Annotated in this window: 21 protein-coding genes; 8 read left to right on the forward strand and 13 right to left on the reverse strand. The window is 68.5% G+C overall.

Annotation, left to right across the window (positions count from 1 at the left end):
* The first annotated feature begins 142 nt into the window (after nt 1-142).
* The gene (locus tag DID99_RS31450) at nt 143-1,441 is read left to right on the forward strand and encodes a hypothetical protein (protein ID WP_124668264.1); all 1,299 of its coding nucleotides are present in this window, start codon (nt 143-145) and stop codon (nt 1,439-1,441) included.
* 523 nt (nt 1,442-1,964) lie between these two features.
* On the opposite strand, the gene DID99_RS31455 is transcribed toward DID99_RS31450, so the two are convergent.
* The 3 genes from DID99_RS31455 to DID99_RS31465 form a co-directional block, all read right to left on the reverse strand.
* The gene (locus DID99_RS31455) at nt 1,965-3,362 is read right to left on the reverse strand and encodes an enolase C-terminal domain-like protein (RefSeq protein WP_124520492.1); all 1,398 of its coding nucleotides are present in this window, start codon (nt 3,360-3,362) and stop codon (nt 1,965-1,967) included.
* Nucleotides 3,363-3,424: 62 nt separating this feature from the next.
* Nucleotides 3,425-4,765 (reverse strand): MFS transporter, encoded by a 1,341-nt coding sequence (locus tag DID99_RS31460; RefSeq protein ID WP_124668265.1) that lies wholly within the window; start codon nt 4,763-4,765, stop codon nt 3,425-3,427.
* 246 nt (nt 4,766-5,011) lie between these two features.
* A complete protein-coding gene (locus tag DID99_RS31465) occupies nt 5,012-5,986 on the reverse strand; it encodes a LysR substrate-binding domain-containing protein (protein WP_124668266.1) in 975 nt (324 codons plus the stop codon).
* Between the two features lie 17 nt (nt 5,987-6,003).
* Between DID99_RS31465 and DID99_RS31470 the strand changes: the two genes are divergently transcribed.
* From DID99_RS31470 to DID99_RS31480, 3 genes are all read left to right on the forward strand, one after another.
* Nucleotides 6,004-6,726, forward strand: coding sequence for a glutathione S-transferase family protein (locus DID99_RS31470; RefSeq protein WP_124668267.1), 723 nt, complete (start codon nt 6,004-6,006; stop codon nt 6,724-6,726).
* Nucleotides 6,727-6,851: 125 nt separating this feature from the next.
* Nucleotides 6,852-7,478, forward strand: a complete 627-nt coding sequence (locus tag DID99_RS31475; RefSeq protein ID WP_124668268.1) for a DUF2239 family protein — start codon at nt 6,852-6,854, stop codon at nt 7,476-7,478.
* 16 nt (nt 7,479-7,494) lie between these two features.
* The gene (locus DID99_RS31480; protein WP_124668269.1) at nt 7,495-8,832 is read left to right on the forward strand and encodes a carotenoid oxygenase family protein; all 1,338 of its coding nucleotides are present in this window, start codon (nt 7,495-7,497) and stop codon (nt 8,830-8,832) included.
* A 13-nt stretch (nt 8,833-8,845) separates the two neighbouring features.
* On the opposite strand, the gene DID99_RS31485 is transcribed toward DID99_RS31480, so the two are convergent.
* Genes DID99_RS31485 through DID99_RS31500 form a run of 4 tightly spaced genes read right to left on the reverse strand, consistent with a single transcriptional unit; the run spans nt 8,846 to nt 13,112 of the window.
* Entirely contained in the window at nt 8,846-10,012 is a 1,167-nt protein-coding gene (locus DID99_RS31485; protein WP_124668270.1) for an ABC transporter permease, read from the reverse strand.
* 12 nt (nt 10,013-10,024) lie between these two features.
* Nucleotides 10,025-11,179 (reverse strand): ABC transporter permease, encoded by a 1,155-nt coding sequence (locus DID99_RS31490; protein ID WP_124489227.1) that lies wholly within the window; start codon nt 11,177-11,179, stop codon nt 10,025-10,027.
* Nucleotides 11,180-11,197: 18 nt separating this feature from the next.
* Complete coding sequence (locus tag DID99_RS31495) at nt 11,198-11,896, reverse strand: ABC transporter ATP-binding protein (protein WP_124668271.1); 699 nt, start codon at nt 11,894-11,896, stop codon at nt 11,198-11,200.
* A 10-nt stretch (nt 11,897-11,906) separates the two neighbouring features.
* Nucleotides 11,907-13,112: an efflux RND transporter periplasmic adaptor subunit gene (locus DID99_RS31500; protein WP_044846340.1), complete on the reverse strand. Its 1,206-nt coding sequence runs from the start codon at nt 13,110-13,112 to the stop codon at nt 11,907-11,909.
* Nucleotides 13,113-13,481: 369 nt separating this feature from the next.
* Here DID99_RS31500 and DID99_RS31505 point away from each other — a divergent pair, with 369 nt between their 5' ends.
* Nucleotides 13,482-13,715: a hypothetical protein gene (locus DID99_RS31505; RefSeq protein WP_044846339.1), complete on the forward strand. Its 234-nt coding sequence runs from the start codon at nt 13,482-13,484 to the stop codon at nt 13,713-13,715.
* 200 nt (nt 13,716-13,915) lie between these two features.
* Here the strand turns inward: DID99_RS31505 and DID99_RS31510 are convergent, their stop codons facing one another.
* On the reverse strand, nt 13,916-14,683 hold the full coding sequence (locus DID99_RS31510) for a Mut7-C RNAse domain-containing protein (protein WP_124668272.1): 768 nt from the start codon (nt 14,681-14,683) through the stop codon (nt 13,916-13,918).
* On the opposite strand from DID99_RS31510, the gene DID99_RS31515 reads away from it, so the two are divergent.
* A complete protein-coding gene (locus DID99_RS31515; protein WP_260444740.1) occupies nt 14,611-15,651 on the forward strand; it encodes an NAD(P)-dependent oxidoreductase in 1,041 nt (346 codons plus the stop codon). The two genes, DID99_RS31510 and DID99_RS31515, sit on opposite strands and share 73 nt — an antisense overlap.
* 71 nt (nt 15,652-15,722) lie before the next feature.
* Nucleotides 15,723-16,358 (forward strand): LysE family translocator, encoded by a 636-nt coding sequence (locus tag DID99_RS31520; protein WP_124668274.1) that lies wholly within the window; start codon nt 15,723-15,725, stop codon nt 16,356-16,358.
* An 81-nt stretch (nt 16,359-16,439) separates the two neighbouring features.
* Here the strand turns inward: DID99_RS31520 and DID99_RS31525 are convergent, their stop codons facing one another.
* A complete protein-coding gene (locus tag DID99_RS31525) occupies nt 16,440-17,717 on the reverse strand; it encodes an MFS transporter (RefSeq protein WP_124668283.1) in 1,278 nt (425 codons plus the stop codon).
* Between the two features lie 98 nt (nt 17,718-17,815).
* Here DID99_RS31525 and DID99_RS31530 point away from each other — a divergent pair, with 98 nt between their 5' ends.
* A complete protein-coding gene (locus tag DID99_RS31530; protein ID WP_044846334.1) occupies nt 17,816-18,736 on the forward strand; it encodes a LysR family transcriptional regulator in 921 nt (306 codons plus the stop codon).
* Nucleotides 18,737-18,931: 195 nt separating this feature from the next.
* Here DID99_RS31530 and DID99_RS31535 read toward each other — a convergent pair whose 3' ends face one another.
* The 4 genes from DID99_RS31535 to argC form a co-directional block, all read right to left on the reverse strand.
* Nucleotides 18,932-19,765 carry an OmpW family protein gene (locus DID99_RS31535; RefSeq protein ID WP_044846333.1) on the reverse strand — a complete coding sequence of 278 codons (834 nt, stop codon included), beginning with the start codon at nt 19,763-19,765 and terminating at the stop codon, nt 18,932-18,934.
* A gap of 15 nt (nt 19,766-19,780) precedes the next feature.
* Nucleotides 19,781-21,025, reverse strand: coding sequence for a DUF2957 domain-containing protein (locus DID99_RS31540; protein WP_124668275.1), 1,245 nt, complete (start codon nt 21,023-21,025; stop codon nt 19,781-19,783).
* 151 nt (nt 21,026-21,176) lie between these two features.
* Nucleotides 21,177-22,610: a DUF2957 domain-containing protein gene (locus DID99_RS31545; protein ID WP_124489231.1), complete on the reverse strand. Its 1,434-nt coding sequence runs from the start codon at nt 22,608-22,610 to the stop codon at nt 21,177-21,179.
* A gap of 426 nt (nt 22,611-23,036) precedes the next feature.
* The gene (gene argC, locus DID99_RS31550) at nt 23,037-23,987 is read right to left on the reverse strand and encodes an N-acetyl-gamma-glutamyl-phosphate reductase (RefSeq protein WP_124489232.1); all 951 of its coding nucleotides are present in this window, start codon (nt 23,985-23,987) and stop codon (nt 23,037-23,039) included.

Raw genomic sequence — 23,987 nt, forward strand, 5'->3', positions numbered from 1 at the left:
CGTGACGACGTATGAATTCGCTCGGGAAGCGCTGGAATCCAGGTGGAGGAAGGCGCGTCACGAGGTCGACCCTCGTGCCGCACGAAGAGGCATTCGCGACATACTTTCCCTGCAGGAGCCGCCCCGGGTGTCCGAAGAGGAGATGAATATCTTCGACATGGTGTATTGCATCATGACCCATGAGAACCGGAACTGGCTGAGTATTTCCCAGGTGGCTTATCCGCATGAGCAACTGACCGGGAGATTTCCGCGTCGCGAGGCAGACCTCAAGTCACGCATCGGCCTCGTAGTACAGACGGGTGGCGAACAGGTCCTGGCTTCAAAAATCAGCGAGCAGATGCAACTTCGTCGCCGGTTCCTCGACCTTGTATCGATGTGCATCCCGATCGAAGAACGTAAGCGCTATCCGCATATCCTCACACTGGTCGATTCGCACGTTGTGCGAACCTCCAAGCCACCATCGGAGCTAAGCAGCGGCGTGGATTGCGCGGCGTGGTGTCTTGCGAATTACTTCTATACGGCCATGGTATGGGAGCGCGGGCGTGCTGCCTACGCGCATCCCATTACGCCCGATATGCCATCGGATGTCGTCAAGGCCAGCCATGCAATGACTCTCGCCAAATTGCAGGTTGCGATTGACACTCATCCCTGGGCGCGTGTGATCGAAGACACGCCGGCATCGAACGACTCCCTGTTCTCACGCCTGCTGTTGAATGCTGCGGTCAACCGGCACTGTCTGGAGACCTGGGCCTACGAAAAGCGGTTGTTTGCGGTCCTTCCGATGCAACTGCGGGTTTTTAGGGAGGTCAGTTACGCTGCTCCGGGCGGTTTGCGTGATGCGGTCCACCAGGCCCGCGCTGGGGGGCGGATCGACTACTTGGCGCTGGTTGAGCTGGTCTTGGCGCGCACTTTGGCCGAGAAGGGCAGACGGCTTACGGCCGGCGTACAGAAGCGCATCTGTGAGCAAGCCGACGCGGTCATCGCCAGCGCAAGCGACGAATACTTCGAGAACGAAAACCAGCTGAATCGCTTTCTCGTGGAACACCCGGTCCGTGCAAAGGCTTTGCTCTGGATCATCCTGACCTGGTGCTATCAACATGGCTTCGGGATGTCGAACGAAGATCCGCGCGTGCATTGCTCCGAGAAGACCGTAATTTCGACCCGGTCGGAGCTGATCGCCGCGAGCCAAGATATGTCGACCTTGCGTCGTATGCTCATGACCCCCGTCTTCAGCCAGCAGTGGGAAAAGCCCGACTCCGAGCGCCTCGAGTTACATGCGCTCCAGAATTCGGCAATTCGTACGCTTGCGCGATCCAGCCTAGAGAAGAACTTTAAGGGCGCATCGCTGGCACAGCTGGACGCATTCGCATCGACACTGGACAGAAACAGGTACTTCGAATTGATGAAGCATGCCGAAGTCGGCACGCTGATGCGGAACTAGGCGAACTCAGACGCCTGTCACTTACCCCCGCGGATTCCGCGAAGAGCAATTTTGAGCCGACTTGGCAAGCGTCCGCATCCAAGTGAAAACCCGAAATTCCTCGCCGTCAAAAGGAGCGTTGTGACAGTCACATTTTGGACGAAAACGGCCCAGTTGCGAGGACACGTTCGCGCTCGCGGTCTATAGTGACGCTGCCATCGGGGCCCCTCTGTTCGAAACTCGGCTTCGTCAGGACAAGTACTCGGAACTCGGTGACCGCTGGCGCTGCGATGCTGCGCCATGTTGAAGGAATCTCGACAGATGGTTACCGATGGATACCGACGGGTGGCCCGAGAGCATGTCGATAACGAGGAAGACGTGGGGGCAACTATGGGGGCAACCGTCCTCGATCGGAATCACGGATCTACCACTCACGGGATCTCTAGCTAATTGTTCGATCCTCCTCCGCTCCACCAACGGATTCCGAAGGGCTCGGTCGCAAGACCGGGCCCTTTTGTTTTTCCGCGTGTCCGCTCCGCCGCCGTCACCCCCGCCCGAAACTCGGCCGCTTCGGATCGTACGTCCAGCCCGGCACCAGATACCGCATCGCCATCGCATCGTCGCGCGCCGTGCCGCCGACCTCGCGATACAGCGCATGCGCGGCCTCGACCTGCGCCATGTCGAGCTCGATCCCGAGCCCCGGCCGCTCCGGCACGGCCACCTGGCCGCCGACGATCTCGAGCGGCTCGCGCGTGAGCCGCGCGTCGCCTTCCTGCCAGATCCAGTGCGTGTCGATCGCGGTGATCGTGCCGGGCGCCGCCGCGGCCGCATGCGTGAACATCGCCAGCGACACGTCGAAGTGGTTGTTCGAGTGCGAACCCCACGTGAGCCCCCAGTCGCGGCACAGCTGCGCGAGCCGCACCGAGCCCTGCATCGTCCAGAAGTGCGGATCGGCGAGCGGGATGTCGACCGCCTGCAGCCGCACCGCATGATCCATCTGCCGCCAGTCGGTCGCGATCATGTTGGTCGCGGTCGGAATGCCGGTCGCGCGCCGGAACTCGGCCATCACCTCGCGGCCCGAATAACCGGCTTCCGGCCCGCACGGGTCCTCCGCGTACGCGAGCAGATGACCTTGCCCGCGACACAGCGCGACCGCTTCGTCGAGCGACCACGCGCCGTTCGGGTCGAGCGTCGCGCGCGCGTCGGGAAAGCGCGCCTTGATCGCCGCGATCGCTTCCATTTCGTCCGCGCCGGCCATCACGCCGCCCTTCAGCTTGAAATCGGCGAAGCCGTAGCGCTCGACCGCGGCCTCGGCCTGCCGCGCGATCGCGGCCGGCGTGAGCGCGGCTTCGTTGCGCAACCGGAACCACGGATCGGCGGCGTGCGTCTCGTCGCGATACGGCAGGTCGGTGCGGCGCCGCTCGCCGATGTAGAACAGGTACGCGAGCATCGGCACCGCGTCGCGCTGCTGGCCTTCGCCGAGCAGCGCCGCGACCGGCACGTCGAGATGCTGGCCGAGCAGGTCCAGCAGCGCGGCCTCGATCGCGGTGATCACGTTGTCGAGCCGCAGGTTGATCTCGTGCGGCTGGCGCAGCACGGCCGCCTCGCCGGCCGACGTCACCTCGTGCCGGATCGTCCGGCCGGCCGTCGCACCGGCGCCGGACAACGCCGCGCGCACCGCGTTGAGCGTCGCCTGGTAACGCCCGATCGACTGGCCGACCACGAGGCCGGTCATCCGCTCGAGCGCCTGGCGGATGCCTTCGCCGCCGGGCACTTCGCCGACGCCCGTGTGGCCGCTGCTGTCGTCGAGGATCACGAGGTTGCGCGTGAAATACGGCGCGTGCGCGCCGCACAGGTTCAGCAGCATGCTGTCGCGGCCGGCGACGGGGATCACCTGCATGCGCGTGACGCGCGGCGTGCCGGCACGGCGGGATTCGGACATCGGTTCGCTCCTGGTTCCGGTGATGCACGGGCCGCCGGACCCGCCGGCGCGGCCCGCGCCGTTCAGTTCAGCTCGACGCGGCGGATCTCGCCGACGACGAACAGGTAGCAGATCACGGCGACCAGCGCGTGCGCGACGACGTACACCAGCGCGCCGTTGAACGAGCCGCTGCGGTCGACGATATAGCCGATCGCGATCGGCGTGGTGATGCTGGAAAGATTGCCGCACGTGTTGAGCAGCGCGCCGCTCAGGCCGGCGATCTGGCGCGGCGCGGTGTCGGCGTTGACGGCCCAGCCGAGCGCGCCGAGCCCCTTGCCGAAGAACGACAGCGCCATGAACAGCACGACCAGCACGTGCGAGTCGGTGTAGTTGCAGACGATCATCGATATCGACAGCAGCATGCCGATCACGATCGGCACCTTGCGCGCGACCGACAGCGACTGGCCCTGCTTGAGCAACGCGTCGGACACGATGCCGCCGAGAATCCCGCCGAGGAAGCCGCACACGGCCGGGATCGACGCGACGAGCCCCGCGTTGAGGATCGACATCCCGCGCGCCTGCACGAGATAGACGGGGAACCACGTGATGAAGAAGTAGGTGAGCGCGTTGATGCAGTACTGCGCGACGTACACGCCGACGAGCATCCGGTTCCTCAGCAGCGCCTTCACGTGACGCATCGACGGTCCGCCGTCGCGCGCGCCGGTCGCCTGGTCGATGTTGACGAGCGCGCCGCCTTCGGCGAGGTAGTCGAGCTCCGCATCGTTGATACGCGGGTGCGCCTTCGGGTCGTACATCGTGCGGTTCCACACCAGCACGAACGCGAAGCCGAGCACGCCCATCACCGCGAACACCGACTGCCAGCCGTACGCGTGCACGAGCCAGCCCATCAGCGGCGCGAACACGACGGTCGCCGCGTATTGCGCGGCATTGAAGATCGCCGACGCGGTGCCGCGCTCCGCGGCCGGGAACCAGGTGGACACGATCCGGCTGTTGGCCGGGAACGACGGCGCCTCGGCCGCGCCGACCAGGAAGCGCAATCCGAACAGCAGCGCGAACGCGGCCGCGCCGCCGAAGAAGCCGATGCCGCCCTGCAGCAGCGTGAACAGCGACCAGAAGAAGATGCTGAACGCATAGACGATGCGCGACCCGAAGCGGTCGAGCAGCCAGCCGCCCGGCAGTTGCGCGATCACGTACGACCAGCCGAACGCCGAGAAGATGAAGCCCATCTGCACGTGGCTCAGGTGCAGCGCGCGGGCCAGCGCCGGGCCCGCGATCGCGATCGCCGCGCGATCCGCGTAGTTGATCGTCGTGACCGCGAACAGCACGGTCAGCACGAGCCAGCGCACGCGGGTGCGCCGGGCCGTTGCCGACGCGGACGCCGGCAATGCGTGAAGCGGATTCATCAGTGTCTCCTCCGAAGGGCGGAAGGTGCCGTCGTGCGGCTGCGCGTCGGGTGCGCGCGTTTTTTCGTGGTGGTGTTGCCGGCCGGAGGCCGGACGCCGAACGCCGATGCCCGGGGGCACGGCGTCCGGATCATTCTGTCACGGCGAAATATGCGCTTTCATGCCAATTACTGACTTGATCGATTCAGGAATTGAATCGATTGGAGGCGGGCGCGAATTGTGGGCGCGATTCGGCGGAAGGCCCGTTCACGCGTGCGCGTCGTCCGGGCCGGCGCCGTGGTGGGCCGCGACGTGTTCCGCGAGAAACTCGACCGCGGCGCGCACGCCAGGCAACTGGCCGCGCCGGTGCGGCATCAGCAGTGTGGTCGTGACGGTGCCGGCCCGCCAGCCGGGCAGCACGTGCACGAGCGCGCCCGACGCGAGCGCGGCGCCGGCGATCCAGTCGGGCAGGCATGCGATCCCGAGGCCGGCCGTCGCGGCCTGCAGCAGCAGCGTCGACTCGTCCGCCTGCATCCGGATGCGCGGGGCGACGTCGACGGTGTCGCCGGCGCGCTGCAGCCGCCATGGCTGAGGACCCGGATGAAGCCCGTCGTGCCGAGCGAGGTCGGCCGGTGCGTCCGGTGTGCCGGCACGCGCGAGATATGCCGGCGACGCAACGGCGACGATCGGCGACGTGGCCAGCGGCCGTTGCACGAGTGCGGAATCGGGGAGCGGCGCGAAATGACTGCGGACCGCGATGTCGAAGCCTTCCTGCGCGATGTCGACGAGCCGGTCGCTCGCATGAATCTGCAGCAGCAGCTTCGGGTGCACGATCGCCAGCGCCGGCAGGCATGGCGCGAGGATGTGCTGCGCCACCGGCACCGAACTCGTGATCCGCACGACGCCGGCCGGTTCGGCCGCCTGCCGCAGCACGGCGTCGCGCGCGCTTTCGGCCTCGATCACCGCCGCGCGCGCATGCTCGAAGAATTCGGCGCCGACCGGCGTCAGCCGGAAGCTGCGCGACGTGCGATGCACGAGTCGCGCGCCGAGCGTGCGCTCGAGTTCGGCCACGCGCTTGCTGACCGTCGATTTCGGCAGGTCGAGCCGACGTGCGGCCGCCGACATGCTGCCCGCGTCGACCGCCTGTACGAAGAGGTAGAGATCGTTCAGATTCACTGTCAGCGTCCACCAGGAGAAACGACGGGTTTCGATTCTAGCGGCTACTGCGCGATCGTTCGTCATGGGAGCATGATTGCTCGATCAACTTCTACGGCATTCCCGCCGGTTGCTCGTTCGGCTCGATCGTCGCGCTCGAATGGGCAGGCCGGCCTTACCGGCTGTCGCGCATCACGATGCCGGGCCTCGTGACGAGCGACGCGTTCCTCGCGCTGAACCCCGCCGCCGAGACACCGGCGTTCGTGACCGCGAACGGCGACGTGCTGACCGAAAGCGTCGCGATCCTCGGCCATGTCGGCGCACAGGCGCTCGATAGCGGCCTCGCGTTCCGCCAGGGCAGCGCGGATTTCGACCGTCTGAACCGCATGCTCGCGTGGTTGAACACGACGTTCTTCAGCGCGTTCGGTGCGCTCTGGTACGTGTACGAACACGGCGCCGAAGGCGCCGAGAAAACCGTGCTGCAGGCATACGGTCGCGGCAAGGTGCTGAAGGCGCACCGTCACCTCGAAGCGCTGCTCGAGCGCGGCGACGGTCCGTGGCTGCTCGGCGCGCAACGCACGCTGGCCGACGCGTATTTCGCGGGAATCGCCCGCTGGGCCGACTATCACGCGGTGTTCGAGCAGGATGCGTTTCCGCACGTCGCCGCGCTGCGCGCACGGCTCGCCGACGACGCCGGCGTGCAGTTCGCTCACGCGATCGAGGAAAACCGGCCGCTACCGGTGTCGTCGGCATTCGAAGGACACGTGTCGCTCGACGATGCGCTCGCCAGCGCACGCGTGACCGCGATGCCGGCCGCGACGCCCTGAAGACCGGACAGCGCGCTCACCCGACGCGTACGGCGTCGGCAAATTTTTACCCGGGTGATATTGACATTCAATTTATACCCGGATAAAAATAGCGTCATTCCGATTTCTGCCCACGGGCGACCACGATGACGCTCTCCACACTTCTCCCTTCCTACACGGCGTTCGACGGCCACCGGCGCGTCGCGTCGGGCCCGCTCGCGACGGTGGCGGTCGCGGTCCGGCAGGCGGCCGGCGACGCCATGTCCGGCACGATCGTGATCTTCGACGACGCGACCGGCCGCTCGATCGACCTCGACCTGCGCGGCACGGCGGACGATATCCGCGCGCGTTACGCGGCAGCGCCGGGCGATGCATCCGCGCCCGCCGCGGAGGGAGGCGGGGCGGGCGAACAACGCGGCCGCGGCCGTCCGAAGCTCGGCGTCGTGTCGCGCGAGGTCACGTTGCTGCCGCGTCACTGGGAGTGGCTCGCCGCGCAGCCGGGCGGCGCGTCCGTCGCGCTGCGCAAGCTCGTCGAGGACGCGCGGCGCACGCATGCGGCGGCCGACCGGCGCCGCGACGCGCAGGCACGCGCCTATCACTTCATGTCCGCGATCGCGGGCGACCTGCCCGGTTTCGAGGAGGCCGCGCGCGCGCTGTACGCGAACGACCTCGCGCGGCTGGCCGAGTGGGTCGCCGGCTGGCCGGACGACGTGCGCGACCATGCGCTCGCACTGGCGCGCGGCGATCTGCCGCCGTCGACCGAAGACTGCTGAAGGAGCACACGACGCGATGACGACGTTCGATCTGAACCGCGGCGCGATCGCGCCGGTCGCCGACGAAGCCGACCTCGTCGACCTGCGCGTGACCGGCACGATCCCGCCCGAACTCGACGGCACGCTGCTGCGCAACGGCCCGAATCCGCCGGGCGGCCGTTTCGAAGGCAACGACGTGCTGTCGTGGTGGCCGGAAGCGGCGATGCTGCACGCGATCGCGTTCGAACGCGGCCGCGCCGCGGGTTACCGGAACCGCTGGGCCCGCACGCGCCGCTGGGCCGATGTTCACGCGCCGGAGCAGGCGCCGCATCTGCCCGACACGAATCCGAACGTGAATGTGCTGCAGCACGCGGGCGAATTGCTCGCGCTGGCCGAAGGCGGCGCGCCGCTCGCGATCACGGCCGCGCTCGACACGCTCGGTGCGCCCGCGCGGCACGCGGCGTTCGGCGGCGCGATGACCGCGCATCCGAAGGTCGATCCGGTGACCGGCGAACTGATCCTGTTTCGCGCGGACTGGCGCGCGCCGTGGCTGCGCTACGGTGTCGCGGACGCGCAGGGCGTGCAGCGCGTCGACCTCACGGTCGACGTGCGCGCGCCGTCGATGATGCACGACCTCGCGATCACCGAGACCCGCAGCCTGCTGCTCGACCTGAACGTGGGTTACGACTTCGCGATGCTGAAGCACGGGCACCGGATGCCGCTGCGCTGGCACGACGACCGCGACGCGCGGATCGGCGTGATGCCGCGCCACGGCGGCGACGTGCGCTGGTTCGGGATCGAGCCGTGCTTCGTCCAGCACGTGGTGAACGCGTACGACTGCGATGCGTCGTGCATCGTGCTCGATGCGGTGCGCTATCCGTGGTTCCTGCGGCTCGACGCGCGCACCGGCCGGTTCGCCGACAACCCGGTCGGCGAACTGTGGCGCTACGTGATCGATACCGCGAACGGGCTGGTCGACGAGGGGCCGCTCGCCGATGGCGGCATCGAGCTGCCGCGCATTAACGAAAGCCGGACCGGGCGCCGCTACCGTTACCTGTATGCGGCCGAGCAGCCGAACCACACCGAGATGCGCGGCGTGATGCGCTTCGATCACATGCGCGGCACGACGACGCGTTACGCGGTGCCGGCCGGCGACCAGAATGGCGAGCCGGTGTTCGTGCCGCGCCCGGGCGGCACCGACGAGGACGACGGCTGGCTGCTGGTGGTGGTCTACCGCGCGGCGACGGATACGAGCGACGTCGTGATCCTCGATGCGCGCGCGATCGACGCGGCGCCGGTCGCGACCGTGCACCTGCCGCGCCGCGTGCCGGCCGGGTTCCACGGCGCGTGGGTGCCGCGCGAGCGCCCAGCGTGAGCGGCCGCACGCGTCACTGCGCGCGCAGCGCGTCGACGATGCTCAGCCGCGCGGCGCGCATCGCCGGCAGGAACCCGCCGACGAGCCCCATCACGAGCGAGAACAGCAGCGTCTTCACGACGATCGCGGGCGTCAACACGAAACGGAACGACAGGTCGGAGAAAGTCTGGAAGTTGGTCGTCGAGAACGACGCGAACTCCATCAGCGACGCGCACGCGAGCCCCGCGACGCCGCCGACGAAGCCGAGCAGCAGCGCCTCCAGCAGGAACGCGGCGAGCACGTTCATGCGCTTGAAGCCGAGCGCGCGCAGCGTGCCGATCTCGGCGGTGCGGTTCGCGACCGATGCATACATCGTGATCATCGCGCCGATCATCGCGGCGATCGAGAAGATCGTCGACAGCGTGATGCCGAGGATGTTGATGAAGGTCGACAGCGCCTTCGACTGGTCGCCGTAAAACGTCTGCTCGCGCTTCGCTTCGTCGGTGAGGCGCGGGTCGACGTCGATGTCGGCCTTGAAGCGCGCGAAGCCGTCGGCGCTCGGGATGCGCAGCACCATCGACGAATAGCTGGTGCGCCGGAACGACTGCATCAGCTGGTCGACGTCGCCCCAGATCTCCGAATCGAAGCCGCTGCCGCCCGCGTCGAAGATGCCGACGACGGTCCAGTCGCGCTGCGCGAAATGCAGGCGGTCGCCGAGCTGCGTGCCGCTGAAGCCTTTCGCGATCGCGCTGCCGACGACGATCTCCGACGAGCCCGGCGCGAACGTGCGGCCCGCGACCAGCTTCACGCGCGGGCGCAGCGCGAGGCCGGCCGGCGACACGCCGCGGATCACGACGTTGGACGGCTTGCCGGTCGACGTCTTCACGAGCGAGATCAGCACGACGGCCTCCTTCGACACCTGCGGCCGGCCGTCGGGGCCGAGCGCGACGGCCGGATGCATCTCGAGCGCGTTGGCCTGCTGGTGGTCGATCGCGCTCTGGATCTCGGTTTCCGCGCCCTTGCGGATCACCACGACGTTGTCGGGTTCGCCGGTCGACACGAGCGTCTGCGTGAGCCCCGCGTCGAGCATCTGCACGGTCGCGAACACGAAGATCACCAGCGCCATCCCGCCCGCGGTGAGCGCGGTGGTGAGCCGCCGGGTCCACAGGTTGCGCGCGATGTAGGTGAGCGGAATGGCCATCGATGCGCGCCTCTAGCCGATCGCCCGCAGGCCTTCGACCACGCGCACGCGTGCCGCCTGCCACGCCGGCACCAGCGCGGCCGCGAAGCCGACCGCGATCGAGCACGCGGCCTGCAGCGCCATCGTCCCGTCCGACACCCTGAACACCGGAAAGATGCCGCCCGCGGCCTGCTTGAAGAGGCTCGCGGCCGGCGGCGTCGCGAGCATCCCGAGCCCGCCGCCGACCACCGCGATCACGACCGATTCGCCGAACACGAGCAGCGCGAGAAAACCGGGGCCGAAGCCGAGCGCCTTCAGCGTCGCATATTCGGCGGTGCGTTCGCGCGCGCTCATCGCCATCGCGTTCGCCATCACGGCCATGATGATCAGGATCACCACGTACGACACGACGCGGATCGCCGCGATGATCTGGTTCGACATCGCGACGAAGCCGAGCTGGAACGCCTGTTCGGTCTCGGTCAGCGTTTCGGCGAGCGAGTTCCTGAACACCGCGTCGACGTTGCGCGCGATCGCGGCGCCGTCGTCCGGGTGCGCGACGCCGAGCACGAACACGCCGACCTGGTCGGCCTGCTTCGGCGTGCGCTTGCGCACCGTCTCGTTCAGGTAGTCCCAGTGGAACACCAGCTGGCGCGTGATCGTCGAGTCGTCGCGGCCGTCGAGAATGCCGCGCACGACGAAATCCCACGTGCCCGGATAGATCGTGCCCTTCAGCGGAATCACGTCGCCGACCTTGAAGCCGAACTGTGTCGCGAGCTGGCGCCCGACGAGGCAGCCGCGGCGGTCGCGAACGTAGTCGGCGCGCTGCTGCGCCGGGAGGATGAATTCCGGATACAGGTCGAGGTAGTTTTCCGACACCGCGAAGCTCGCGAAGAAGTTCTTCGGGTCGCGGTAGATGCCGCCGAACCAGTTCGAGCGGACCACGGCCGTCACGCCGTCGACGCCGCGGATCCGGTTCTCGTAGCTGACCGGCAGCGGGAACACGAGCGAGATCGCGTTGCGCGTGACGAGCCGGCCGCTCGACGCGGCGGCCGCGCCCGCGTACCACGCGTCGACGACGGTGTGCAGCAGCCCGAACGCCAGCACCGCGATGGTCAGCCCGAGCACGGTCAGCAGCGTGCGCAGCCGGTGCCGCAGCGCGTTGCGCGCGATCAGCTTGAACACCATCATCGTGCGCGCTCCCGTCCGTCAGACGGCGTGCCCATCGATCAACTCTCCTTTCTCCAGATGCACGAGCGACTGCGCGACGGCGGCCGCGTGCGCATCGTGGGTCACCATGATGATCGTCTTGCCGAGCTCGGCGTTCATCCGCTGCAGCATCGCGAGCACGTCGGTGGCCGACGCGCGGTCGAGGTCGCCGGTCGGCTCGTCGGCGACGATCAGCACCGGGTCGGTGATCAGCGCGCGCGCGATCGCGACGCGCTGCTGCTGGCCGCCCGACAGCTCGGACGGGTAATGGCTGGTCCGGTCGCCGAGATTCACCATGTCGAGCACCAGCTCGACGCGCTCGCGCCGTTCGCGGCGCGACAGGTGCGTGAGCATCAGCGGCAGCTCGACGTTCTCGAACGCGGTGAGCACCGGCATCAGGTTGTAGAACTGGAAGATGAAGCCGACGTTCGCCGCGCGCCATTCGGCCAGTTGCGCTTCCTCGAGCCGCGAGATGTCGAGGCCGCCCACGCGCAGCTCGCCGCTGTCGGGCCGGTCGATGCCGGCGACGAGATTGAGCAGCGTGCTCTTGCCGGAACCCGACGGCCCCATCAGCGCGACGAAGTCGCCTGAGCCGATGTCGAGCGTGATGTCGGTCAGCACCGGCACGACCTGGTTGCCGCGCCGGTACGACTTCGCGACGTGGCTGATCTCGACGAGGGGCGGCGAGGCGTCGTTCACGCGCGCCACGCTACTTCTTCGCGACGGCGACTTTCGCGCCGTCCTTCAGCTTCGCGCCCGGCGCGAGCACGACCGTATCGCCGGGCTTCACGCCGCGGATCGCGACGAGTTCGCCGATCCGCGCGCCTCGGGTCACCGCCGTCGCACGCACCGTGTCGTCCTTCACGACGAACACGACCGGGCGGCCGTCGCGCTCGACCACCGCGCTCGCCTGCACGGCCGTCACCGGCTGCCGGTCCTGCGGCGACGCCGGCTTCGACAGGAACGCGATCTTCGCGCTCATGTCGGGCAGCACGCGCTCGTCGCGGTCGACGAAACGCACCTTCACGAGCACCGTCGCCTTCGAGCGGTCGACGGTCGGCACGATGCGCGACACGCGGCCCGCGAAGCGCATGTCGGGCAGCGCGTCGAGCTGGATCTCGCACGGCTGCTCCGCGCGGATCTTCGCGATGTTCGATTCGGCGACGTCGGCCTCGACCTCGAGCGTGTCCATGTCGGCGATCGTCACGACCGCGCCCTTGCTGTCCGACGCGGACGAGAACGGCGTGATGTTGTCGCCGACGTTCGCGTGCTTCGCGAGCACGATCCCGTCGAACGGCGCGCGGATCACCGTCTGGTCGACCGCGACCTGCGCGGCCTGCGCATTGGCTTCGGCGGACGCGATCGCGGCTTCGTCGCTGTTGACCGACGCGCGTGCCTTGTTCACGCGGGCCGTGTCGATGTCGAGCTGCGCGGCCGGCACCGCGCCCTTCGGCGCGAGCGCGGCGGTGCGGCGCAGCGCGATCTCCGCATCCTTCAGCTCTGCCTGCGCGACGCCGAGGTTCGCACGGGAGACCTGCGCCTGCGCGCGTGCCTGTGCCAGCGACGCCTGCACGTCGCGGCTTTCGAGCCGCGCGATGATCTCGTCCTTCTTCACGCGCGTGCCTTCGAGCACGCCGAGCCACTCGACGCGCCCCTGGCCCTTCGACGCGACCGCCGCCTTGCGCTGCGGCACGACGTAGCCGGTCGCGTTGAGCTGGGTGTCGTTCTGGTACGGGTAGGCGGACGTGACGGAGGTCGTGTCGACCGTCGGCCGGCCGGTGAGTGCCAGCGCGGCGACGATCGCGACGATGACGAGCGCTGCGGCGACCGCGTAGCGGACCCACCGGCGCCGGCGTGGCGCGGGTGCGATCGGACGCCGGTCGATTTTCAGTTTGTCCAGATTGTGATCGGGCAATTTGGGCGCCTTGCGACGGCGGCGGTCTCGTGACCGGCCGCGTCCGGTTGGGACGGAAGGTGGCCAGTATAGCGTCGGCGCGACGGGCGCGAGAGCCGGTTTGTCGGACGATTGACGCAGGTCCCGGCGGCGCGTCGCGCGGGCGCGAAACCCGTGCCCCCCGGGGAAACCCGAACGATGCAAGCTGCATGTCAACTCGCCGCGCGGGCGATGCGTTATGGAGCCTGTGCGTCAGTATTTGCCGAGGCGGAAAGGCGAGAGCCAACCCGTCCGGTGGCGACCGGGAGCCCGGCGCGACTGATGTTCCGATGCGGATGCCTCGCATCTCTTACCGGTACGTTTGACTTTTTCTCCGCTAAAGGAAGAACAATGAAGAAGACGCTCGCTTCGATCATGACCGCAGCATTCGCTCTCGCATCGGTTTCGGCATTCGCACAGGCGTCGGCGCCGGCAGCCGACACGTCGGCCGCTGCACCGGCACCGGCCAAGAAGGATCACAGCAAGCCGAAGCACCAGCTGAAGCAACACGGTTCGGCCAAGGGCAAGGCGAAGGCCGCAGCCGCTTCGGCCGCCGGCACGAACGACGCAGGCACGCAGAACTAAGCACGCTTCACCGGGCCGGCGCTGCCGGCTCCCTGTCGCGAAACCCCGCACGCTCCGGCCTGCGGGGTTTTGTTTTTTCAGGCGTCCGCCACGTCCGGAACGACGCAGGCGCGCAGAACTAAGCACGCTCCGCCGGGGTCGCCGCTGCCGGCCGGCCGTCGCGAAACCCCGCATGCTTCGGCCTGCGGGGTTTTCTTCTTTCAGGCGTCCGCCACGTCCGGAAACTCGAGGGCATCGGGCGGCGGCGCGCGCATCGCATCGACCACCGCGCGCATGCGCCGCCAGTGCGACCCTTCCCAGAACACGCGCCGGCACACGTCGCACGCGGCAAAGCGCCGGTGCCGCTGGCGCACGCCCGGCGGCACGCGCGGCGCGGCGTCCGCCGCATCGAGCGCGTGCAGCGGCGCGTTGCAGCGCAGGCACAGCCGGAACGGCCGCATGTGCGGCGCGAGATCGAGCCGCGCGAACAGCTCGCGCAGCTGCGCGTCCGGCTGCTGCGCATGCAGGTAGCAGCCGCGCACGACCGCGCGGCGCTTCAGCAGCTCGCGGTCGCGGGTCAGCACGATCCGGCCTTCGCGCGCGGCGAGCGCCGCGAGTTCGTCGTCGCGGTAGTGGTTGTCGTAGCAGGTGTCGAAGCCGGCGAGGCGCAGCAGCTGCGCGAGGCCGCCGAGATGCGCGTCGGCGACGAAGCGCCAGCGGTCTGGTTGCGGCAGCGGCGAGGCGGCCGCCGGCTGCGCGCGCTCCGGATGGATGTCGACGCGGTCGCCGTCGCCGAGCGGCCGGTCGAGGGCGGCCGGTGCGCCGTTCACGCAGAGCCGGCCGATTTCCGTATGCGGGACGCCGAGCGCCTCGACCGCGTGCTTGACCGTCGCGTCGCGGGCAAACGCGTGCGCGAATGCGCACTCGCGCTGCTCGCGCGCGAGAAACGCGTTCAGTTCGCCGTGGAAGCGGAAGGTCGCGGTCGCCATTGGCGCAGTATCGCACCGCGCACGGCCGGTCGCCGGGGGCTGCAGGCCGCCGCCATCTGTGTTTAACTCCCCGCTTCACGGGTCGAAGGAGCGGGGAAATGGATCTCGGATTTATCGGGCTGGGCGAAATGGGGCAGGCGATTGCGACGAACCTGCTGAAGGCGGGGCACGCCCTGCGGGTCTGGAACCGGTCGCGCGAGCGCGCCGAGCCGCTCGCCGCGCTGGGCGCGCAGATCGTCACGACGCCGGCCGACGCGTTTCGCGGCGACGCCGTGTTCTCGATGCTCGCCGACGACGCGGCCGCGCGCGAAGTATTCGACGACGCGCTGCTCGCGCAGGCGCCGCGCGGCCTGATCCACGTGAACATGGCGACGGTGTCGGTCGCGCTCGCCGAGTCGCTCGCGCACGCGCATGCGTCACGCGGCCTCGAGTACGTCGCCGCGCCCGTGATGGGACGCCCGGACGTCGCGGCGGCCGCGCGCCTGACGATCATGGCCGGCGGCCCGGCCGAGGCGATCGACCGCGTGCAGCCGCTGTTCGACGCGATCGGCCAGAAGACCTGGCGGTTCGGCTCGCTGCCGCAGCATGCGAACGTCGCGAAGATCGCGGCGAATTTCACGCTCGCGTCGGCGATCGAGACGCTCGGCGAGGCGTCCGCGCTGCTCGGCGCGCACGGCGTCGCGATGCGCGATTTCCTCGACGTGATCACGAACAGCGTGTTCCCGGGGCCAGTCTACGCAGGCTACGGCGGGATGATCGCCGAGCGCAGCTACGAACCCGCGCGCTTCAAGGCGCGCCTCGGGCTGAAGGACGTGCGGCTCGCGCTGGAGGCCGGCGACGCGGCGTCGGTGCCGCTGCCGGTGGCGAGCGTCGTGCGCGACAGCCTGCTCGATGCGCTCGCGCACGGCGGCGGCGAACAGGACTTCGCGGTGCTCGGCGAAGTCGCGCTGCGCCGCGCGGGCCGCTGAGCCGGCGCGGGACAAAAACGCCGCGCGCACGGCATAATCGACATTTCAATTCTCTTTCGGTCGGGGCGGTCATGAACCTGCATACGTGGTGGCTTTTCGTGGCGACGGTGTTCGTCGTGTCGGCGATTCCCGGTCCGAACATGCTGCTCGTGATGACGCACGGCGCGCAGCATGGGCTGCGCCGCTCGGCGTCGACGATGGCCGGCTGCCTGAGCGCGCTGGTGCTGATGCTCGCGGTGTCCGCGGCGGGGCTCGGGGCGGTGCTCGAGGCGTGGCCGGCGACGTTCGATGCGTTGCGCTTCGCGGGCGCCGCCTACCTGATCTATCTCGGCGTGAAGGCGTGGCGCGCGCGCGTCGACGACACGCCGGCCGCGGACGTCGATGCGGTTTCGCAAGGCGCGTCGGCATCGCGCTGGGCGCTGTTCCGCAATGGTTTCCTGGTCGCGGGCAGCAACCCGAAGGCGATCCTGTTCGCGGCCGCGCTGCTGCCGCAGTTCATCAATGCAGCCGAGCCGACGCTGCCGCAGTTCTGCATCCTCGTCGTCACGTTCGCGGTGATCGAGGTCAGCTGGTATCTCGTCTACGCGTCGTTCGGCACGCGCATCGGCGCGACGCTGAAGAGCCAGAGCGTCGCGAAGGTGTTCAACCGGCTGACGGGCGGCATCTTCGTCGGCTTCGGCGCGATGATGGCGCTGGTCCGTCACTGATTTCGGCCAGCGCGGCCGCGCGGCCCGCCGGACGCCCCGCGCCTCGTCAGAGGGCCGGGCGTTTTCATGTCCGGGCCCGCGTTACGCGCGCGGCCACGCCGCGGTGCCGGTCCGGCGCCCGCCCGACAAGCCGAACGCCGCGGCCGCGCCCGCGAATGCGAAGCCGACGCCGCACACGGCGCTCCACCCGCCCCACGCCCATGCGCTGCCCGCCAGCGCCGCGCCGAGCGCGCCGCCGACGAAGAACAACCCGACGAACAGCCCGTTCAGCCGCCCGCGTGCGGCCGGGTTCAGCAGGTTGATTTCCCGGCGGCCGATCGTCTGGTCGACGATCACGCCCGCGTCGAGCAGCGCCGCGCCGCCGGCCAGCAGCGCCAGCGCGACGCCGCGATGCGCGTGCGCATCGAAGCCGAACCAGCCGGCGCCGGCGATGCCGAGCACAGTGAGCGCCGCGAGCATCGTCACGTGCGCGATGCGCTGCGCGGCCGGGCCGTGGCCACGATCGCCGGCATGGCCGGCCAGCGGCGTGACGATCGCGCCGCTCGCGCCGGCGAACGCGAACAGCGCGATGCCGTGCAGGTCGAGGCCGAACGGCGGCTGCGCGAGCCGCAGCCCGACGGCGGTCCAGAACGCGCTGAACGCGGCCATCGCGAGCGCGGCCGACAGCGCATGCCGGCGCAGCACCGCTTCGTCGGCCAGCAGCCGGCCCATCGACGCGAGCAGCGCGCGATAGCCGGCCGCAGCCGGCGGCACGCGCGGTGGCAAGCGCAGCGCGAGCACTGCCGCGATCGCCGCGTTCGCGAGCGCGGCCAGCGCGTAGAACGCGCGCCAGCCGGCCGTGCCCGCGATCAGGCTGGCGAGCGGCCGTGACAGCAGGATGCCGAGCATCAGCCCGCTCATCACGTTGCCGACCGCGCGGCCGCGCTGCGCTTCGGGCGCCATCGACGCGGCCATCGGCACCAGCATCTGGATCACGCTCGACGCGGCGCCGGCGGCCAGCGTCGCGAGCAGGAAGAGGGTGCCGGACTGCGTGAACGCCGGCAGCGCGAGCGCGGCCGCGCACGCGACGAGCGTCGCGACGATCAGCCGGCGGTTCTCGAGCAGGTCGACGAGCGGCACGAGCAGCACGAGGCCGGCTGCGTAGCCGAGTTGCGGCAGCGTCGCGACGAGGCCCGCGAGACCGGGCGGCAGGTGCAGGTCGGCGCTGATCGGGCCCGTCAGCGGTTGCGCGGCGAACAGGTCCATCACGATCACGCCGACCGTCGCGGCGAAGAAGAGCGTCATGCCCGTGCTCAGCACGGGCGGTGCAACGTGCGCGGCGCGGCCGGGGGCGGGGCGGGAGTCGGCAGGGCAGTTCATCGGAAACCTGGGGGCGTCGAGCGAAGGAATCCCCATCGTAGGTGCCGGATGTTTATGCGACAATTGAAATATGTCTAACATGATTATGCGAGTTTGCTTTGAATACGCGTGATCTCCAGGCGTTCGTCGCGGTGGTCGACAGCGGGTCGATGGTCGCGGCCGCGGCGAAGCTCCATCTCACGCAGCCGGGCCTCACGCGACGCGTGCAGAACCTCGAGACGCTCCTGGGCATGCCGCTGCTCGAGCGGCAGAGCAAGCCGCTGAAGCCGACCGCCGCCGGGCGCGACGTCTATGCGCTCGCGCGCAACGTGCTGGGTGCGGTCGACGCATTGATGGCGGCCGGTGCGCCCGACAGCGAGCCGTCGGGCGAACTGCGCATCGGCGTGCCGCCGTTCCTGTCCGAGCTGGCGCTCGAGCGGCCGATCGACCGGCTGCGCGACGCGTTTCCGCGGCTGACGCTGCGCGTGACGGCCGGCTGGTCGCCGGCGCTCGTGCAGGGCATCGAGCGCGGCACGCTCGATGTCGCGGCGGTCATGGTGCCGGCCAGCGCGGCGCTGCCCGACACGCTGACGGCCACGCCGCTCGGCACGCAGCCGACGGTGCTGGTCGCCGCGCGCGATTTCCCGCTGCCGGCCGGCCCGCTGTCGCTCGACGTGCTGTCGGGTTTTCCGTGGGTGCTGAGCCAGGACGGCTGCGGGATGCGTTCGGCCCTGAGCCGCGCGCTCGGCGCCGCGGGGCTGCCGTTCGACGTCGCGGTCGAGGCGTTCGGCTCGGAGCTGCAGCTGTCGCTCGTCGCGCGCGGTGCCGGCATCGGGATCGCGTCGCCGAACGCACTGGCGCGCAGCAAGCATCGCGATGCGCTGAGGGTGGTGGAAACGGCGGGGCTGGAAACGCGGATCAACGTGTGGATCGTGCACGGCGCGCTGCCGGGCCGCCTGACGCGGCCGGTCGCGCTGCTGCGCGACACGCTGGGCGAGGTGCTCGACCGGGAGAACGGGAAGGGGTCGGATTCGAACTAGCGATCTAGAGTGCGCAGTCGAGGGAAAATCCTTATTTTCTCTACGGAAATGTTGCAATGCAGAAATTGATTCGCTATAGTTACACCTGTCTCCTCCATGTCTCCTCTGATATGGATTCAGCCCGCCTCTTAGGCGGGCTTTTTTTTTTGCCCGCGTTTTTTGCGCGGGCCGTCCGCTCATCCTCCGTCGCCGCCGTCAGAACTTGTAGGTCATCCCGACGTAGCTGATGATCGGGTCGGCCTTCAGGTCCGATTTCGACTCGGAGAGCACCGTGCCGTCGGCCGCCTTGATCGTCACCGTCGACGTCGTCTTCAGCGGGATGTAGGTCACCGACGCGACCAGCCCGAAATGCTCGGTCATGTTGTACTGCAGGCCCGCGTTGAACACCGGCTGCCATGACGACGACGCCTTCGCCTCTACCGATGTCGTACCCGGCTTGCCCGCGCCCGCGGCGAGAATCGCGCCGAGGTTGTCCTGCGTCTGCTTGATGAAGTTCGTGTTGAGTTGCAGGTCGCTGAACCAGTTGTACGACACGCCGAGGCCGAGGAACGGCCGGAACTTCGCGGTCGCCGCCCCGAAGTAGTACTGCAGGATCGCCGCCGGGCTCCACTGCCGCACGCTCTTCACGATCGGGTTCACCGAGGCGAGGCCGATGTTCTGCGTGCCGAGCGCGCCGGCCGGGCCGGGCGGCTTGATCGTGCCTTGACCCGACACCTTGAACACCGGCGGCACGCCCGCCACCGACGTGACCGCGATGTGATCGGTCAGGAAGTGGCTGACCGTCAGGCCGACCGTGTCGGCGCCGCTCGTACGCAGCCCGGTGCCCGGCGACGTGAACGACGGCGGCAGCCGCAGCGGCGTGTTGATCGGCGTCGGCGCGACGTTGGTCGTCATCGGCGTGCTGCTCTGCTGAGGCATCACGTGGAACCAGCCCAGCGTGACGACGTTGCTGCCGGCGCTCTGCGCGTGCGCCGCGAGCGGCGCCAGGGCGGCGGCGCCGGCCGCCGCGCAGAGAAGGGTCTTCTTCATCACGGCTTCCCCCGCTTACTGGACGAACGCGCCGATCGTGAAATACGGCGTCGAACCCGCGTTGTCGAGGAAACCGAACACGCCACCCGTGAAGATGAACTTACCGGTCGGCGACGTGCTGCCCGAACCCGTGTGGATCGTCGTGACCGTGCCCGGCACCTTCTGCGTGTAATCCAGGTCGAGCGCGGTCGCGAGCGAGGCCTGCGACGGCTGGAACGGATCGAGCAGCGTGGCCTGGTTGTTGATCAGCGCGGTGGTCCGGTAGTCGAACTGGCTGTCGACGCCGATGTATTCGCCGTTTTGCGACCCGGTCGCGATCGCGGTCTGCGGCGCGAGGATCGAGATGCTCGATTCGTCGTCGGCGGTCAGGCCCGGCACACCGTTGCTGTCGGGCGTCGGGTTCGGGTTCGCGACACCCGTGCGCACGAGGATCGGCACCAGCTGGTTGCGCAGCTTGCCGACGATCATGAAGCCCTTGCCTTGCGGCGTCGCCGACAGCGTCGGGCTGAGCTGGCTCCGGTAGTTGTTGCTCTGGAACGCGCCGCTGCCGTCGGCCGACTGCACGAAGTTCGTGCCCTGCTGCATGCACGCGCCGCCGGCGAACTGGCCGGTCGTGTCGCACTTGGTCCACGTGCCGTCCGCGTTGATCGTCACCTTCGCATCGATCGACGCCGGCGCGAATTTCTGCGACGGCACTTCGCCGAAGCCGATGTGGCTGTACGTGCCCGCGACCTTCGTGATGTCGGTTTCGATCGACGAGAAGCCGATGAACGGGTAGTACGGGAATTTCGTGTCGGGCACCGCGGCCTGGCCGAGCACGCCGTCGAACTGGATCTCCTTGCCGGGAATCGTGCCGCCCGCGACACCGAAGCCGACGAAGATACGCGCCGGACGCGACGCATCGAGGCTCGCGCCGTTCAGCCGGAATGCGCACTGGTTCAACTTGTTGGTCGGCAGCATCGTTTCCTGCGTGAGCGTGCCGCTGTCGACGGTGCCTGCGCGGGTCGGCGTGACGGTGCCGGTCTTTTGCGGCACCGGCGATTCGACATAGGTGACCTGCCAGGTCATCTTGGTCGTGTCGAGCTGGACCTTGGCCAGTTCGCCGCTGCCCGCGCCGCCGGTGTACACGGTGTTGTAGTCGAGCGTGGCGGGGCAGAGCCGGTCTTCGACGAGCGGGGGCGGGTTGTCGCCGCCGCCACCGCCGCATGCGGAAAGAAGGGGGGCGGCAAGGGCCGCCGCGAGAACGAGGTTGCGCTTCATGTTGCTCCTCCAGATTTGTCTTGTCGGGCGGCCGGCTCCCTGTCGGCCGCTTCTGTTGCTTGTGCTCGTGCTGCTGCGCCGTGCCGGGCGCCGTCGTTGCGTGCCTTCCCTGCATCCCGCGGCGGCGCACCGGCCACCGCGTCCTCGATCGCTACTTGCTGATCTGCGCGCCCACGCCGAAGTACGGTGTCGACGACGTGCTCGAGTTCGCCGACGTCGACGTGACGCCGCCGTTCACCGTGCCCTGGATCAGCGCCGCGTACAGGCCGCCCGTCGCGATCACCACGCCCGATGCGGACGGATAGGTCGCGCCGTTCGCCGGCGTCGTCGTCGTGTTCAGCAGGCCGGGCGTTCCCTGACCGTAGTCGAGCGTGAAGGCGTCTTCCTCGGCCTGCGTGGTCGGGTTGATGAACGACGCGTTGCTGCCGCGGATCAGTGCCGCCGTGTACTTGAAGTTCGAATCCGCGCCCGCGTAGCCGCCGTCGATCGCGCCCGACTGGATCGCCGTTGCCTTGCCGAGCACCGCGATGCCCGATTCGTCGTCGACCTTGGCGTCGGTGTGCAGCGCGAGGTCGGTGCCCAGATACACGTAGCCCGTGCGGACCACCACCGGCACGGTCGCGCCGTTGAGCTGGCCGATGACCATGTGCGCGGTCGCCGACTTGCCGGTCGTGCCGACGATCGGCAGCGCCGTCTGCGGCAGGATCTGCGGTGCCTTCGTGCTGTCGAGGTAGCCGCCGTTCGCGGTGTTGACGGTCCACGGATCGCCGGTCGTCTGGCAGCCCCCCGCACTCGTCGACGTGCACGCGCCGTTCGCATCGAACGTCTCGCTCGAATTCGTACCCTTCGTCGCGTAGTTGCCCGACGGCACGAGGTGGTAGAGCAGCGCGTTGTAGGTGCCCGGCAGCTTCGTGAGGTCGGTCGTCGTGTTCGCGAAGCCGAGGAACGGGTAGAAGTCGAAGTGGCGGTTCGGCACCTGGCCGACGTTCTTGTAGATCGGGACGCCGGCGACGGTGATCGTCAGCCCGTCGTACTGCACCGTCGCGCCGGGGATGCCGCCGCCCGCGACACCCATGCCGACCAGCAGCATCGGCGGGTTCGCCTGGTTGAAGTCGGCGGCCGTCGAATAGGTCGAGCCGTTCGGTGCCTTGCCCGAACCCGGCGTGAAGACGAATGCGCAGCGCGTCTGCTCCGCGGTCGGCAGCGCGCCGGTCGGCGGATGGATGACTTTGCCGGTGATCGTGGTGCCGGCGCGGCTCGGCGTGACCGTGCCGGTCGCGAGCGGAATCGGCGATTCGAGCCACTTGAGCGTGTACGTCATCGCGACCGCGTCGATGTTGACGCTGACGATCTCGCCGCTGCCGGCGCCGCCGAGGTAGGTGCTCTTCACGATGTCGGCATCGGCCGGGCACAGCGCGCCGTTGACGGGCTGCGACGGCGGCGGCCCTTGCGTGCCGCAGCTCGATCCGGAACATTGAGGGGCCTCGATCGGCGCGGGCGAGCCGCCGTCTCCTCCCCCACAGGCAATCAGGAAAGGGGCGATGGCAAAGGCCGTTGCCACCCCCTTTGATAAGGCGTGCGACATGCCGCTGTCTCCAATCGTTTAATTGTGCGAGCTAATGTCGCTGCCAGGATTTTTGCTGTCAATTGATGAACTCGTCTAAAAAAGACGATTGAAACAACGCGCGCGCGATGAATCCTTGCGGGATAGCGCTTTCAGTAAGAATTAAAACGCGCGGAGGGCGCTGGAGTGCTGCCGGAGTGGGGCGGCTGCCACGCACGGACGGCGCTCGAGGCCTTCACGCGTATAACGGCAGCGTTTAAAGCGGCGATATCCGGTTTATCCCTATTCGGGATTGACTGGAGAAAGGGGCAAATTAATTGGCCGGCAATTACGCAATGGAAAGCTTGTAAATATTTGTAAATGCGTGATCCGGATTTTTATTTATTGCTTGATGCGGGCAAATAAAAAGCCGGCCAGCGGCCGGCTTTGCATCGCATGCAAGTTGAATCAGCGCTTGAGGCCTTGATCCTCGGCGGCGCCGATGTTGAGGTTCATGCACTGGATCGCGGCGCCCGATGCGCCCTTGCCCAGGTTGTCGAGGCGCGCGACCGTGACGAAGCGCTCCTCGTTGCCGAACACGAACAGGTCGACGCGGTTCGTGTCGTTGTTCGCCTGCACGTCGAAGAAGCCGCTGTCGAGATTCGCCTCCGCGTTGAACGGCGCGACGCGCACGAACGGCTCGTCCGCGTAGTACTCGGCGAACACGCGCTGCACGTCCTGCGGCGTTGCGCGCTTCGCGAGCTGTTCGGGCGAGAAGTAGGTCGTCACGGCCAGGCCCTTCAGGAACGGCCCGACGATCGGCGTGAAGATCGGCGCGTGCGCGAGGCCCGTGTGCGCGGCCATTTCCGGCAGGTGCTTGTGCGCCAGCGCGAGCGCGTACGGACGCGGGCTCGCGAGCTTGCCGCCCGGCGCCGCGTTTTCGTATTCGGCGATCATCGACTTGCCGCCGCCGCTGTAGCCGGTGATCGAGTAGCTGTGCGCGGCGAAGGTCGGCGCGACGATGCCGGCATCCACGAGCGGACGCATCGCGAGCACGAAGGCCGACGCGTGGCAGCCCGGCACGGCGATGCGTTTCGACGTGCGAATCTTCTCGCGCTGCGCGCGGGTCAGTTCCGGCAGGCCGTATGCCCAGTCGGCGCTCGTGCGGAACGCGGTGCTCGCGTCGATCAGCGTCGTGTCCGGGTTCTCGACCAGCGATGCCGATTCGCGCGATGCGACGTCCGGCAGGCACAGGAACGTGACGTCCGACGCATTGATCAGGCGGCGGCGCTCGTCGACGTCCTTGCGCTTCGCTTCATCGATGCGCAGGATCTCGATGTCGCTGCGCGCCGACAGGTATTCGAAGATCTTGAGGCCGGTCGTACCTTCCTGGCCGTCGACAAAAACTTTGGTGCTCAT

This window comes from Burkholderia sp. Bp8986, from assembly GCF_003854225.1.
GTDB lineage: Bacteria > Pseudomonadota > Gammaproteobacteria > Burkholderiales > Burkholderiaceae > Burkholderia.

Coding starts and splice junctions, on each gene's coding strand:
- DID99_RS31450 (WP_124668264.1), top strand. CDS start 143: ATGAATATCTTCGACATGGTGTATTGCATCATGACCCATGAGAACCGG.
- DID99_RS31455 (WP_124520492.1), bottom strand. CDS start 3,362: ATGTCCGAATCCCGCCGTGCCGGCACGCCGCGCGTCACGCGCATGCAG.
- DID99_RS31460 (WP_124668265.1), bottom strand. CDS start 4,765: ATGAATCCGCTTCACGCATTGCCGGCGTCCGCGTCGGCAACGGCCCGG.
- DID99_RS31465 (WP_124668266.1), bottom strand. CDS start 5,986: ATGACGAACGATCGCGCAGTAGCCGCTAGAATCGAAACCCGTCGTTTC.
- DID99_RS31475 (WP_124668268.1), top strand. CDS start 6,852: ATGACGCTCTCCACACTTCTCCCTTCCTACACGGCGTTCGACGGCCAC.
- DID99_RS31480 (WP_124668269.1), top strand. CDS start 7,495: ATGACGACGTTCGATCTGAACCGCGGCGCGATCGCGCCGGTCGCCGAC.
- DID99_RS31485 (WP_124668270.1), bottom strand. CDS start 10,012: ATGGCCATTCCGCTCACCTACATCGCGCGCAACCTGTGGACCCGGCGG.
- DID99_RS31490 (WP_124489227.1), bottom strand. CDS start 11,179: ATGATGGTGTTCAAGCTGATCGCGCGCAACGCGCTGCGGCACCGGCTG.
- DID99_RS31505 (WP_044846339.1), top strand. CDS start 13,482: ATGAAGAAGACGCTCGCTTCGATCATGACCGCAGCATTCGCTCTCGCA.
- DID99_RS31515 (WP_260444740.1), top strand. CDS start 14,611: ATGCGCACTCGCGCTGCTCGCGCGCGAGAAACGCGTTCAGTTCGCCGT.
- DID99_RS31510 (WP_124668272.1), bottom strand. CDS start 14,683: ATGGCGACCGCGACCTTCCGCTTCCACGGCGAACTGAACGCGTTTCTC.
- DID99_RS31520 (WP_124668274.1), top strand. CDS start 15,723: ATGAACCTGCATACGTGGTGGCTTTTCGTGGCGACGGTGTTCGTCGTG.
- DID99_RS31525 (WP_124668283.1), bottom strand. CDS start 17,717: ATGAACTGCCCTGCCGACTCCCGCCCCGCCCCCGGCCGCGCCGCGCAC.
- DID99_RS31535 (WP_044846333.1), bottom strand. CDS start 19,765: ATGAAGAAGACCCTTCTCTGCGCGGCGGCCGGCGCCGCCGCCCTGGCG.
- DID99_RS31540 (WP_124668275.1), bottom strand. CDS start 21,025: ATGAAGCGCAACCTCGTTCTCGCGGCGGCCCTTGCCGCCCCCCTTCTT.
- DID99_RS31545 (WP_124489231.1), bottom strand. CDS start 22,610: ATGTCGCACGCCTTATCAAAGGGGGTGGCAACGGCCTTTGCCATCGCC.
- argC (WP_124489232.1), bottom strand. CDS start 23,987: ATGAGCACCAAAGTTTTTGTCGACGGCCAGGAAGGTACGACCGGCCTC.